The organism is Desulfothermobacter acidiphilus (assembly GCF_052073645.1).
Classification (GTDB): domain Bacteria; phylum Bacillota; class Desulfotomaculia; order Desulfotomaculales; family Ammonificaceae; genus Desulfothermobacter; species Desulfothermobacter acidiphilus.
In genome coordinates, this window is the sequence record NZ_CM125440.1 from 1,124,186 (window position 1) to 1,137,459 (window position 13,274).

At 56.8% G+C, this 13,274-nt stretch carries 14 protein-coding genes; 1 reads left to right on the forward strand and 13 read right to left on the reverse strand.

Annotation, left to right across the window (positions count from 1 at the left end; genetic code table 11):
* The first annotated feature begins 85 nt into the window (after positions 1 to 85).
* Positions 86 to 1,588 (forward strand): threonine synthase, encoded by a 1,503-nt coding sequence (thrC, locus tag ACTLLP_RS05715; RefSeq protein ID WP_441057762.1) that lies wholly within the window; start codon positions 86 to 88, stop codon positions 1,586 to 1,588.
* Here thrC and ychF read toward each other — a convergent pair.
* The 13 genes from ychF to nusB all read right to left on the reverse strand — a co-directional run bounded on the left by ychF (position 1,578) and on the right by nusB (position 13,270).
* Positions 1,578 to 2,657, reverse strand: a complete 1,080-nt coding sequence (gene ychF / locus ACTLLP_RS05720) for a redox-regulated ATPase YchF (protein ID WP_441057764.1) — start codon at positions 2,655 to 2,657, stop codon at positions 1,578 to 1,580. The two genes, thrC and ychF, sit on opposite strands and share 11 nt — an antisense overlap.
* Positions 2,658 to 2,731: 74 nt before the next feature.
* Positions 2,732 to 3,823, reverse strand: coding sequence for a geranylgeranyl reductase family protein (locus ACTLLP_RS05725; protein ID WP_441057767.1), 1,092 nt, complete (start codon positions 3,821 to 3,823; stop codon positions 2,732 to 2,734).
* A gap of 39 nt (positions 3,824 to 3,862) precedes the next feature.
* Positions 3,863 to 5,224: a PFL family protein gene (locus ACTLLP_RS05730; protein ID WP_441057770.1), complete on the reverse strand. Its 1,362-nt coding sequence runs from the start codon at positions 5,222 to 5,224 to the stop codon at positions 3,863 to 3,865.
* Between the two features lie 12 nt (positions 5,225 to 5,236).
* Entirely contained in the window at positions 5,237 to 5,515 is a 279-nt protein-coding gene (locus ACTLLP_RS05735; protein WP_441057773.1) for an ACT domain-containing protein, read from the reverse strand.
* A gap of 4 nt (positions 5,516 to 5,519) precedes the next feature.
* Positions 5,520 to 6,410 (reverse strand): protein translocase subunit SecF, encoded by an 891-nt coding sequence (secF, locus tag ACTLLP_RS05740; protein ID WP_441057776.1) that lies wholly within the window; start codon positions 6,408 to 6,410, stop codon positions 5,520 to 5,522.
* A gap of 15 nt (positions 6,411 to 6,425) precedes the next feature.
* Positions 6,426 to 7,661, reverse strand: a complete 1,236-nt coding sequence (gene secD / locus ACTLLP_RS05745; protein ID WP_441057779.1) for a protein translocase subunit SecD — start codon at positions 7,659 to 7,661, stop codon at positions 6,426 to 6,428.
* Positions 7,662 to 7,674: 13 nt separating this feature from the next.
* Entirely contained in the window at positions 7,675 to 8,355 is a 681-nt protein-coding gene (locus tag ACTLLP_RS05750) for an HD domain-containing protein (protein WP_441057782.1), read from the reverse strand.
* A gap of 4 nt (positions 8,356 to 8,359) precedes the next feature.
* Positions 8,360 to 8,647, reverse strand: a complete 288-nt coding sequence (yajC, locus tag ACTLLP_RS05755; protein ID WP_441057785.1) for a preprotein translocase subunit YajC — start codon at positions 8,645 to 8,647, stop codon at positions 8,360 to 8,362.
* A gap of 76 nt (positions 8,648 to 8,723) precedes the next feature.
* The gene (gene tgt, locus ACTLLP_RS05760; protein WP_441057788.1) at positions 8,724 to 9,794 is read right to left on the reverse strand and encodes a tRNA guanosine(34) transglycosylase Tgt; all 1,071 of its coding nucleotides are present in this window, start codon (positions 9,792 to 9,794) and stop codon (positions 8,724 to 8,726) included.
* Entirely contained in the window at positions 9,778 to 11,016 is a 1,239-nt protein-coding gene (locus tag ACTLLP_RS05765) for a cation diffusion facilitator family transporter (RefSeq protein ID WP_441057791.1), read from the reverse strand. Before ACTLLP_RS05765 ends, tgt begins: the two co-directional genes overlap by 17 nt.
* Positions 11,017 to 11,227: 211 nt before the next feature.
* Entirely contained in the window at positions 11,228 to 11,860 is a 633-nt protein-coding gene (locus ACTLLP_RS05770; RefSeq protein ID WP_441057794.1) for a cyclodeaminase/cyclohydrolase family protein, read from the reverse strand.
* An 11-nt stretch (positions 11,861 to 11,871) separates the two neighbouring features.
* Complete coding sequence (locus tag ACTLLP_RS05775; RefSeq protein WP_441057797.1) at positions 11,872 to 12,720, reverse strand: bifunctional 5,10-methylenetetrahydrofolate dehydrogenase/5,10-methenyltetrahydrofolate cyclohydrolase; 849 nt, start codon at positions 12,718 to 12,720, stop codon at positions 11,872 to 11,874.
* 106 nt (positions 12,721 to 12,826) lie between these two features.
* Positions 12,827 to 13,270: a transcription antitermination factor NusB gene (gene nusB, locus ACTLLP_RS05780; protein WP_441057800.1), complete on the reverse strand. Its 444-nt coding sequence runs from the start codon at positions 13,268 to 13,270 to the stop codon at positions 12,827 to 12,829.
* Positions 13,271 to 13,274: the final 4 nt, after the last annotated feature.

The following is a 13,274-nucleotide window of genomic DNA, read 5'->3' on the forward strand; positions in this document are numbered from 1 at the left end:
TTGCTCTTCCACGTCATAACGTCCCTTCATGCCTTCCCTGTGTTATACTAGAAAGCACAAGCGGCAAATCCAGGAGGGACATTTAGTGTTATACGTTAGCACCCGGGGACAAGCTCCGCCAGCCAAAGCTGCTTCGACCATTCTCCAAGGTTTAGCCCCTGACGGCGGTCTCTACGTGCCTGAAGAGCTTAGGCAGCTGCGCTACTCCTCCATCGAGGAACTAGGACATCACTCCTATTCAGAGCAAGCGGTGCGCCTTCTCTCCCTTTACCTTACCGACTTCTCTCCGAGCGAAGTCGCCGCCGCCGTTCTAGCCGCTTACAATCTGCTTAAGTTCGATACCGAAGAGATAGTGCCCCTGCGAATGCTGAGCTCCGATCTGGGAGTCCTGGAGCTCTGGCATGGCCCCACCCACGCCTTCAAAGATCTGGCGCTAACCCTGCTACCCCACCTCATGACCAAAGCAGCCCAGAAACTGGGGTTAGAGAAAGAGATCGTTATCCTAGTGGCTACCTCTGGCGATACCGGTAAGGCCGCCCTGGAAAGTTTCCGCGATGTTCCCGGAACCAGAATCATTGTTTTCTTCCCGAGCGAAGGGGTAAGCGAGATTCAAAAGCGCCAGATGGTAACCCAGGAGGGAGAAAATACCCTGGTAGTAGCCGTGGAAGGCAATTTCGATGACGCCCAGAGCGGGGTCAAGAAACTATTCCAAGACCCGGAACTCCGCCAGCGACTGGAAGAGGCCGGCATGACTTTCTCCTCGGCCAATTCCATTAACTGGGGAAGACTGCTCCCCCAAATAGTCTATTACTTCAGCGCTTACGCCCGTATGCTGCAGAAGCGGATCATCCGCCACGGGGAAAGCATTAACTTTGTGGTGCCCACCGGCAATTTCGGCAATATCCTGGCCGGTTTCTTGGCCCGGGAGATGGGACTGCCGGTGCACAAGCTCATCCTGGCTGCCAACGCCAACAACGTCCTGACCGAATTCATCGACACCGGAGTGTACGACCGGCGCCGACCTTTCCACCGCACCATCTCTCCCTCAATGGATATCCTCATCTCCAATAATCTAGAAAGGTTGCTTTACTGGCTGACCGACGGCGATGCCGAGCGAATACGGCAGTGGATGCGCGCTTTGCAAGAAGAAGGCTTCTACCAGATCGATGCCCGCACCCATCAACGCGTGCGGGAGATCTTTTGGTCTTCCTGGGCAAGTGACGAAGCGACGAGAGCCGCGATCAGCGACGCTTATTCCCGCCATCGCTACCTCCTCGACCCTCACACCGGCGTAGCTTGGGAAGTTTACCAGCGCTACCGGGAAAAAACCGGTGATCCGACCAAGACAGTAATTCTCTCCACCGCCAGCCCCTTTAAGTTTGCCGGGGAGGTGCTGCGCGCCCTGGGAGAGCTCGTTGCGGAGGGACAGGACGAGTTTGCCTGGCTGCGGCTACTCTCAGAGCGTACCGGCTGGCCTATACCGCGGGGGTTGCAAGATCTGGAAAGCAAGCCTATACGCCACCACCGGCGGGTGCCGCAGGAACAGATGCGCGAGGTGGTGGAAGAATTCCTGGGCCTCAAACCTTAAAACGGAAATGCACGATGTCTCCGTCCTGAACCACATAATCCTTGCCCTCCAGGCGCAATAAGCCAGCTTCACGGACTTTCGCGGGCGAACCCAGTCGCTCCAGGTCCTGATAAGCAAAGATCTCGGCCCTGATAAACCCCCGCTCGATGTCCGAGTGCACCTTGCCGGCCGCTCTTCGTGCGGTGGTTCCCGCTTTGATAGGCCAGGCTCGCACCTCGTCCTCGCCCACGGTGAAAAAAGAAATGAGCCCCAGGCTGCGATAAGCGGCTTGGGCCAGCCTGGCTATCCCTGGCTCTTTCAAACCCAGATCGGCCATGAAGAGCCGTTGCTCCTCCAAAGGAAGAGCGGCTATCTCCATTTCGATCTGGGCGGCCACTTCCACCAACTGCACTCCCCGCGCTTCCGCCTCTCGCCGCAGCTCCTCCCGGCCTTCGTACCCTCCCTGCAAGCCGGACTCGTCCAGATTAACCGCCAGAATGAAGGGCTTTACAGTTAGGAAACCGTAGTTGATGAATATGGCTTCCTCCTCGGAAGTAAGATGGAGTTGCGAAAGAAACTTCTCCTCCTCCAGCAACTCTTGGCACTTCTCCAGCAGGTGCCGCTCTAATTCTTGCTCAGGGCGGGATTTCTTTTTACCCGCGTGTAGCCGCTCCAGGCGCTTCTCCACCAGGCTGTAATCGGCCAGCCAGAGCTCCGCCAAGAGCTCGCGGAACTCCTTGAGCGGGTCCAACGATCCGAAATAGGGAGGAAGTTCCGGATGATTAAAGGCTCGCACCACACAGCAAAGAGCGTCCGAGTTCCGCACCTCCTCTAGAAAACGGATGCGCGCTTCCTTTTCGCTGTGCCGGGGATCTAGGCCAGGAAGGTCCTTGAATTCTATCCGCGCCGGGGTAAGCTTGCGGGGCCGGTAAAGCGAAACCAAAAAGTCCAGCCGGGGATCGGGAACCGGCGCCGATCCCCGATGCACTTTGGGCTCGCTCCCTGGACCGGTGGGAACGCTAGCCCCGGTCAGCAGATTGAAAAGAGTGCTCTTTCCCACTAGCGGCAAACCGATGATCCCTATCTCCAAAACCTTTCATGCCCCCTTCATTTTCAGCCGCCAACAGTCTATCACGCCCGAACTTAGCAGGCAACGTAGCGCGGTCACCAACGGAGCAACCTCTCCCAGTACCGCGCCCCTGATTGACGGAAGAGCTCTCTGTACCTACCCCGGAAAAGAAATTCCCAAAACTGAGCCACCTGCTCCGGGCGCGAAACGAAGTAGCGGGCGATGAGAGGCAAAAACTGGTACAAAAGCCGTGCTAAGCGCTGGGCCAACTGGTACTCCCGCCCTAGACTCGCTTGCACCTGCTCCCGGTAGCGCTTCACCGCCCGCTCCCCCGGCCCCACCTCCAGCACCGAGCGAGCCGCCAATTCCGCACTTAACCAGGAAGCGTACAGACCTTCCCCGGTCAAGGGATCGACCAGCCCCGCCGCATCCCCAATTAATAACACTCGTCCCTGTCCTAGTTCCGTCCGCGCTCCAGCCAGGGCCAGTGGATGGGCACGCCAGCGGGTAGGAACCGTAAGCCGGTGGCGGGACAGAAAAGCTTCTCCGCAAAGGCGCAAGCCCCGATAGGGGAGAAAAGACCCTACCCCGACATTAAGGTGATCCGCTTTGGGAAAAACCCAGCCATAGCCGTGAGGCAGAACGGTGAGATCGATGAGAATGGTATCCCGGTCTTCCCGTAAGGGAGGCGCCAGAGGAGAGTAACCGACCAGGGCTAGTGTCCGATAGCAATCGGAACGCAGCCCCCGCCTCACGCGGCTCAAAGCACCGTCGGCCCCGATGACCAACTCTGCCCGGTAGCACCTGCCCGTAGCAGTGGTCAGGGTTACTGTGCCGTTTACCGCCTCCACCTTTACAACTTCCTGGCCCTGGAGCAAAAAAGCCCCCGCCGCGCTGGCCTCCTCTGCCAGCCGTTGATCCAGGAGCTCGCGGCGGACTTGAAACCCAACCGGTTGATTCCAGGTAATGGTCAGGGGCTCCACGCCAGGAAGACATAAACGCGCCCTTCGGATTACCTCTTCCGCTACCAGAGTAGGAGAAAAAGGCAAAAACTCAGCTGCCTTGAGAGTGAGGCCACCACCACAAGGCTTAAAGCGGGGGAAATGACACTTTTCTAGGAGCAGCACCGGGAGGCCAGCCTGCGCCAAGATGGTAGCGCAGCGGGCTCCAGCCGGTCCCGCTCCCACTACGATAACCGGCCAGAGAGAGCGCAGTGCTAAACCCCCTCAGTTGCTAAGGCTCTGGATGGGAGCAGGAATTCGTCCTCCCCGAGCGATAAAAGCCGCCGAAGAAAAACGATTCACCGGCATAACCGGAGCGCGTCCCAGCAACCCCCCAAATTCTACCCAATCGCCGGGCTGCTTATTCGGTGCCGGAATCACCCGCACCCCGGTGGTTTTATTGTTTACCACTCCTATGGCCATCTCATCGGCTACAATGGCAGCGATGGTAGAGGTAGGGGTGTCGCCGGGGATCACAATCATGTCCAACCCCACCGAGCAGACCGAGGTCATAGCCTCCAATTTTTCCAGAGTGAGAGCTCCTGCCGCTACTGCCCGAACCATTCCCTCGTCCTCGCTCACCGGAATAAAGGCTCCGGAAAGACCACCTACATAAGACGACGCCATAGCCCCACCTTTTTTCACAGCGTCGTTTAAGAGAGCCAGGGCCGCCGTGGTTCCCGGAGCTCCGCAGCGTTCAATGCCCATGGCCTCTAAAATCTCGGCCACACTATCACCTACCGCCGGCGTGGGAGCTAACGAAAGATCTACCACCCCGAAACTCACCCCCAGGCGGCGTGCCGCCTCCCGGCCCACCAACTCCCCCATTCGGGTGATCTTAAAGGCCATTTTCTTGATCTCCTCCGCCAACTCTCCCAGATGAGCACCCGCAGGAAGGTTAGCTACCGCCCTCTTGACAACACCCGGCCCACTTATACCCACGTTCACCACGCACTCCGGCTCGCCCACCCCGTGAAAAGCTCCAGCCATAAAAGGGTTATCCTCCGGAGCATTAGCAAATACCACCAGGCGAGCCGCGCCAATGCCCTGGCGGTCAGCGGTAAGCAAAGCGGTTTCCTTAATGACATGTCCCATAAGTGCCACCGCGTCCATATTGATACCTGCTTTAGTGGTGGCCACGTTGACCGAAGCGCAAACCCGCTCCGTTGCAGCTAAAGCTGCGGGAATGGATTCCACCAGCAAGCGATCTCCTCGGGTAAAACCTTTATGCACCAGGGCGCTGAAACCGCCGATAAAATCTACCCCCACGGCCTGAGCCGCCCGCTCCAGCGTCTGCGCCAGCGATAGATAATCCTCCGTAACCGCTGCTTCGGCAACCAAAGCGATGGGAGTGACGGCAAGACGCTGGTTGACGATAGGAATCCCGTATTCTTGCTCGATCTCGTTGCCCACCGCCACCAGACGGGCAGCCAAGCGGGTTATCTTATCGTAGATTTTGCAGCTGCAGCGCTGAAGATCAGGATCGGCACAGTCGCGCAGGCTTATACCCAACGTGATGGTGCGGATATCTAGGTTCTCTTCCTGAACCATCTTAATAGTTTCCAAAATTTCCTGAATAGCTAACAATCGTCCGACCTCCTATATGCGGTGCATATAGAGAAAAATATCCTCGTGCTGGGCATCGATCCGGACTCCCAACTCTTTCCCCTTAGCGGCCAAATGCTCTTTGAGGGTGGGTAAATCTACGGGGCAGCGACTTATATCAGCGATCATGATCATGGCCAAAAACTCTTGCAAAATGGTCTGGCTTATATCCAGAATATTGACCTGGTGCTCGGCCAAGACGGAAGCCACCCCAGCGATAATTCCCACTCGATCCTTACCCAACACCGAGACAATGATGCGCTCCGCTGCCATACGCTTACGCCCTCCCCGCCTTGGCTGCCCCAGCCCGCCGCTTCTCACGCCAATGCTTCAGGTCGTACCACAAAGGACTGGCGTCGCAGATAGAGCTGTAAGCCCCGCTGACTACACCGATAATCAGGGCCAGCACGAAAGTTTTCAGCGTGGCGCCGCCCAGGAAATAAAGAGCCAGCAAGACAAAAAGCACCGTCATAACCGTATTGACGGAGCGGGTCAGAGTTTGCCAAATGCTGAGGTTAATGACGTCACCCAGAGGCTCGGAGAGCCGCCGGATCTTTATATTTTCCCGGATCCGGTCAAAGACTATCACCGTATCGTGCAAAGAATAGCCCAGAGTGGTCAATACCGCGGCCACGAAGGAACTGTCCACCTCCAGCTGCAAAAGCGAGAAGATCCCCAGCACCACCAGCACATCGTGCACCAACCCCAGAATGGCCGCCACGCCCTGCGTAAAGTCAAAGCGGAGAGCCAGATAAGCCAGCAGAATTACCAGAGTTATCAAGGAAGCAAAAAAGGCCTTGCGGGTGAGTTCCTTGCCGATCACCGGCCCCACCTTATCTGAGCGCAAAAGCGTAAGCGCTCCTACTTTCTGCTCCAGATCCTTGACCAATTCCTGGCTCTGCTTCTCCTCCAGGGGACGGGTGCGAATAAGAAAAACCGAGGTGCCACTTTTTTGGATCATGGCATCCGGCAAGCCGAAAGTGTTCACCACCTGCCGCACCGTGGCCAGTTCCACCGGCTGGTGAAACTCCACTTCTAAAAGGTTGCCTCCAGTAAAGTCTATGCCTAGGTGCAGCCCTCTGGTCGCGAGGGAAACCAGGCCCGGCAAGATAACGGCTAACGATAAAGCGTACCACAAAAAGCGCCACCGTACGAAATGCAAGCGCAAGAGCCTAAACCCCCTTTAAGCCCCGTAAAACTTGGAGTTTTTGATAAGCCCCGTTTCCAAGACCAGGCGCAGGAGCCAGCGCGTCATAGTCACCGCCGTCAGGAAGCTGGCTGCCACACCTATGGCTAGAGTCAGGGCGAAACCACGGATGGGACCAGTTCCAAAGTAATATAGCACCATGGCTCCCAAAACGGTGGTCACATTGGCATCGAAGATGGCGCGAAAAGCATACTTGAAACCGTGATCCACCGCCATCCGCAGGCTCTTGCCGCCTCGCAACTCTTCCTTTATGCGTTCGGATATCAACACGTTGGCATCCACCGCAACGCCAAAACTCAGAAGGTAACCGGCTATCCCAGGAAGGGTCATGGTAGCCTTGAGAGCCACAAAAACCAGGAGCACCAGCAAAGCATAAATTCCCAAGCAGAAATCGGCAATAATTCCCGGTACCCGATAGTACAGCAACATGAAGATCAAAATGGCCGCTATGCCTATGGCCCCGGCGTAAAGCGATTTGTGCAACGAATCGGCTCCCAACGTGGGGCCAACAGTCCGCTTCTCCAAAATCTCCAGCTTGACCGGCAAAGCTCCAGACTGCAAAAGCACTGCTATCCGGTGCGCTTCTTCCAGAGAATGGTAACCGGTGATTTGCGCTTTGCCATCGGGTATCACCGACTGCACCACAGGGTTCTGGATAAGCTTGCCATCCAGGTAGATGCCTATGGGGCGCCCCAAATTTTCCTGGGTAGCCTGCTTCAGCTTTTTGGCGCCCTCGGCATTGAAGGTTAAATAGACCACCGGTTGGTTATTGGTGGGATCGATCCCCTCGCGCGCTTCCTTCAAGTCCCGGCCGGTGACGATGACCTGGCCGCTTTCGGTTTTAAACTCCAGAAAAGCGGTGCGGATAAGGGTATTAATAGCTTCGTCCGGGTTTTTGACTCCTGGGAGCTCCACGATCACTCGGCGCGGGCCCTGCTGCTGGATGAGAGGCTCGGTAACGCCAAAGCGGTTAACCCGTTCCTGCAAGACCGCTAGCACCTGTTTCATAGCCTGGGGCGTCACCTTGGCCTCCGGGGTGTCTACCGCCTGGAGAACCACGTGAACCCCCCCTTGCAGATCGAGCCCCAAGTGCACGTGTTTGGTGATAGGAAACCAGGGTAGCGTCTTGATTGGTGGATCGAAGCAGAACCACATCACCACCCCTACCACGACCACCACCGATAAAAGGGTCAGCACCTTATTCCAGCGCACTCTTTTTCCCCCTCTATAATAGCTTGGCCCCGTTGATCATGAGTTCAAAATCGGCCTTCAGGAACTTAGCTGCCCGGCGACACAGGGCCATCCGGGAGAGGAAAATTTCAAAGTATTCCATCACCGGGCAGATTTGAATGTCAATGGTTAGCTCCAAAGTTATAACCCGCCTCTCCTCGTTCACCCAGAGGAAGGAGTGCTCCACGGCGTAATTCACCCGGTCGTGAATATCGTAAGTGGCCGGATCGGGATTACGAACCCGGGAGCGATGCACGTCCGACTTGTCAGCCAGGATCAGGGCGGCGGCCACGTTATTCACTGGCTGCCCATACTGTTCTTCGTGGTTGGCGATAGCGGAAATAACCACGGCCAACTCTTCCGGCGGCATCCCCGCCTCGTTCAGAACTTGGAAAGCAATCAAAGCTCCGGAAATGCCATGGTCATTGCGACTGATCACGTTACCGATGTCGTGCAAGTAGCCAGCTATGGCCGCGAGCTCCGCCTCTCGGGGAGGATAGTTCAGGCGCTCCAAAATGTTACGGGCAATGGTGGCTACCAGGTTGACGTGGCGGAAACTGTGCTCGGTGAAGCCCATTTCTCCCAAGAATTGGTTGCCTTTGCGGATAAAAGCATCCAGGAGAGGGTCTTTCTTGATATCTTGCAGCGTCAAAACCTTATAGCCGGAAGAACGCATTCCCTTACTCGCGGCCACCTTCCTCGCCCGGAGTCAGCACCTGGCCGATAGCCTGCTTTAGCACTTCGATGCGCACGTTGTCCGCCACCTTGAGCACTACGGTGTCTTCCTTGATTTTGGCTATTGTCCCTATGATCCCTCCCACGGTCACTACCCGGTCCTCCACTTTAAGGGCTTTGATCATTTCCTGGTGCTTACGCTGTCTAACCTGCTGGGGCCGGATCAGAAGGAAATAAAAAAGAGCCACGATAGCGACCAACCACAGAATAGAGATCAGCTGTTGCGACGGCATGAAAACCCTCCTTTCTTAACAAGGTTATCTTTCGTTGCCGGCAAAGAAAATCCTTTTGTTCCACCCAACAAAAATTTTACCTCCTAAGCGAGCGATACCACCGGTGAAATGTCCCAGAGGCAATAGCTTCCCTTATGCGCTCGGTCAAGCGAAAGAGAAAGTGAAGATTGTGCAAGGTAACCAAGCGGGGCCCCAGCATCTCCCCGGCGCGAAAGAGATGGTGCAAGTAAGCCCGAGTGTAATGACGGCAAGTGTAGCAAGAGCAGCCTTCCTCCAACGGGCCGAAGTCGCGGAGATAAGCGGCCCGGCGCAGGTTGATCCTCCCCCGCTGAGTAAAGGCGGTGGCGTGACGCCCCAAGCGGGTGGGTAGCACGCAATCAAACATATCCACCCCTCGCGCCACCCCCTCAAGAATGTCTTCAGGGGTCCCCACTCCCATCAGGTATCGCGGCTTGGTAACGGGCAGTAGAGGCAAGGTGTAGTCCAGCATTGCGTAAGTGAGCTCCTTAGGCTCTCCCACACTGAGCCCCCCGATGGCGTACCCGGGGAAATCGAGCTGAACCAGCTCGCGAGCGCTACGCTCCCGCAAATCGGGATAAACGCCGCCCTGCACGATGGCGAAAAAGCTCACCTCCTCTCTTCTCCAGGCCCGGCGCGAGCGGTGCGCCCAAGCCGAGGTGCGGCGCACCGCATGTTCGATCGCTTCTCGGGAAGCAGGATAAGGTGGGCACTCATCCAATACCATGGCTATATCTGGTCGCAGCTGCTCCTGAATCTCCACCACCTTTTCCGGCGTGAAAAGATGCGAACTGCCGTCCAGATGGGAGCGAAAAATCACCCCTTCATCGGAAAGGCGACGCAGGGGAGCCAGGCTCAAGACCTGAAAGCCTCCGCTATCGGTAAGAATGGCCCCCGACCAGTGCATAAAACGGTGCAAACCCCCGGCTTGGGCCACTATTTCCGAGCCGGGACGCAGATAAAGATGATAGGTGTTGCAAAGGAGTATTTGTGCCCCTAGAGCTCCCAGCTCCTCCGAGGCCAGCCCTTTTACCGTGGCTTGCGTCCCCACCGGCATAAAAACGGGCGTGTCGACCACGCCGTGCGGGGTATAAAGGCGCCCCCACCTCGCCTTAGCCTCTTGCGCCACTATCTCGAAATGCAGCTGATTTGTCCCTCCCCAAAAGCTCGCTCAGGTTCTCGATCACTGCTGCCAGATCTGGATGATCGATAACGTGGCAGCGAACATCGGCCGCTTCGAATAGGTAGTAAGGGCCTTTGTCTTCCAGAGACTCCCGGCTGAGCACCACGTCCACCCCACGCTCCACCAGGAAATGAGCCAGCTTCATTCCCTTGCCCTTTTCCTCGCGCGCAAAGGGGTTGGGAATAACCACTTGCTCCTTGAGTTCCAGGGTGCGCCGGTCCACTTTGAGCAGGGCCAAATACGACGCTCCGCCAAAATGCTGGGAAACCTTACCCCGCATATCCTCCAAGGGGACAGCCACCGTGAAATGATCGGCCTCGACCGGCTCGTAGTGAATAGTCACCCGCTCAATGCTAGGGACCTCCGCTTTCACCGCAGCCTCCAGCTCATCGGCCACGGCGTGCGCCTCTTTCAGGCTATGAGAACGGAGAGTGAGTTCGGCCATCACAAAAATCACGCTCCCGGAATTGCGAGCCATGACCCGCTTGATACTGCTCACGCGAGGATCTTTAGCCAGCGTTTCGCGGATCTTGTCCAGTGTAGCGTGATCCACCGAAGCGTCCAGGAGGCTTCGCAAGGCGTCTAACATCACTTCCCCCCCCGCCCGGAGGAGGAAAAGAATCACCACCACCGTAGCCCCTTTCTCCAGGTAGGGGAAACCAAAATAAGCGCCCACCAAGCTCACTAACACTACTAGGGCGGAAACCGAATCGGCCCGCAGGTGCAAGGCGTCGGCTTTAAGAGCAGGAGAATTGTACTCTTCCCCTTTGCCCCTCTCGTACCAGGAAAAAAGGAATACCGCGGCGATAATGACTCCTAACCCTGGTATGGCTATTGGTAGATTGGTAAGATCTACCTGTCGAGTTCCCAGGACGCCCTCGCGAAAAATCTCGTACCCGGCGAAGAAGATGGCGCCCGCTATTAGTAGCGAAACCAGATTTTCTACTTTGTATAAGCCCCAGGGAAAAGCCCGGCTTTTAAGCCGCGCCAGCCGGATACCCACCCAGGTAGCTGAACTGGCCGCTAGATCGGTGAGGCTATGCAAAGTCTCCGCCCACAGAGCTGCGCTGCCGGTGAGAAAAGCTAGCACTCCTTTGGCAACGGTTACCGCGAGATTGAGCGATACAGAAAAAAAGGCTACCTTCTGGGCTTCGGAAAGCCGCTGCACGCGCCTACACCCCCCGGGTGCCTAATGTTTTCCCGGTCAGTAACCGGTGATTCCCACCCATAGGGGAACCAAGCCAGCGAGGCCAAGCCAGGCCCAAGGCGTCCGCGGTCCCCAAAAGGACAAAGTAGTGAGGCTCAGGAGAACGAGACCCAAAATTACTCTACGCCAGCGTTCCCGCCGACTCAATACACATCTTATCTTTTTCATGCTTTTATTTTACCATCTTCGCCTGTACGGCAACAGTCACCTCCTCCCACCCCCGCCGTCCTCGTTGCAGCAACGCTTCCCGTTGTTGTCTTGCCGCCTCGGTTAAAAAGCGATTTTCCAGGTAGGGAAGGTTGATATCTACGTTCAAAAGCGCGGCCTGCAGCGCTCCCCAGGCTAGGTGGCCGGCCACCCCAGCATCGCTAACCGCCATTTCATTACCCTTGACGGCTGCCTCGTGCGCCAGGTGCAGCACCTCCAAGCAGCGCTCGGCTATTTTCAATGGCACCTCAACAGCTCGCTGTAGAGCTCCCTGTAGCTTCTGACGCCGGTGGTTCTTTTCTTCCAGCGTGCTCTTGGGCAGACGCAAGGCTTCCATATAAGCCTGAAAGGCCGCCATATCTGCCTCCAGGAGTTGGCCCAGTTCATCCATGACCGCTCGCGCTCGCTGACTTAGCCGCTCCATGTCCGGGGCCACATCCCGAAACTTCTCTTTGCCCAGGGTAAGGTTGGCCACCATGGAAACCATGGAAGCTGCCAGAGCTCCGGTTAGAGCAGCTACGCTCCCGCCCCCTGGAGTGGGACTGGCAGAAGCGGCTTCCTGCAAGAATTGACCTAAACTCCAGTCCAAGACGCCCAAGCTTATCCCCCCTACCTGTAGCCCTGCAAAGACAGGGCCCGGAGCAAGTTTTGCATAATGATAGCTGTGGTTAAACTCCCCACCCCACCAGGGACCGGCGTGAGATAAGCGGCCACTGGCGCCACCGAGTCGAAGTCAACGTCACCACAAGTCCCCGCCTCCGTTTGGTTAATCCCGGCGTCCACCACCACCGCTCCTGGACTTACCATGTCGCCAGTTATGAACCGCGGCCGGCCTACGGCCACAATCAACACCTCGGCTTGCCGGGTATGGTAAGCCAAATCCCGGGTACGGCTGTGACAGACAGTAACCGTAGCGTCCCGCTGGAGTAGGAGGGGAAGAAGCGGTCGCCCCACCGTTGCCCCTCTGCCCACCACCACCACCCGCCGTCCGGCAACGCTCAAACCGTGGTGTTCCAAGATAGCCAGACAGCTCTGAGGGGTAGCGGGGAAAAGTCCCTCGGTGCCTGCCAACAAGCGGCCTTGATTTTCGTAGGTGAGCCCGTCAACATCTTTGCAAGGAGATAATTTGGCCAGAAGCGAATCTCGGTCAAGGTGGCCGGGAAGAGGGAGTTCCAGAAGAATACCATGGACCTCGGGTGCAGCGCTTAACTCTCCTAGCTTGTCCTCCACCTCTTTCTGGCTAGCCGTGGAAGAGAGGTGCACCAACCGGTAAAGTATGCCCACTTTCTGCATAGCTTTTTCCTTAGCTTGGGCATAAAGCACTGAAGCCGGATTATCGCCCACTAGCATCGCTACCAGCTGGGGAATTATCCCTCGGGCCCGGTACTCCTCCACCTTTACCCGCACTTCCTCCCGGATTTGGGCCGCTATCTCCTTTCCCGCTAATAAAACTGCCACTCCCCACCTTCACCACCCTTGCTAGGTATTTGCACTAAAATATAAAAGGATAGGGCTGGAATACCGGTCATTGCTGTACCAGCGGGAAAAAGAAAGGGGCGAGAGGTCAGAATGGCGGGCTCAGTGTACCTAACCATCTCGCCCGATACTGGGCAAGGTTCTCAGCTACCCTGCCTAATATACCATTAACGAAACGGGGGGATTCCGCACCACCGTAGCGTTTAGAAAGCTCTACTGCCTCGTTGATAACTACCGCTGGCGGGATCTCCGGCTGGCAGAGGAGCTCGTAAAGCGCCAAGCGCAAAACGTTGCGATCCACCCGATTCATGCGCTCCAGGCGCCAGCCTTGGCTTAACTCGCCTATCAGGTTATCGATAAACAGCCGCTGATCCAGCGTCCCCCGCACCAGCCGAGCAGCGAACTCGCACGCCTCCCCGCCTAGACGACACTCCTTTAAGGTGCGCTCCAACGCTTCCTCCGGCAGAGCTCCCCCAACATCCACCTGAAAGAGCACCATAAGAGCTGCTTCTCGCGCTTTGCGTCGGCTCATGGTT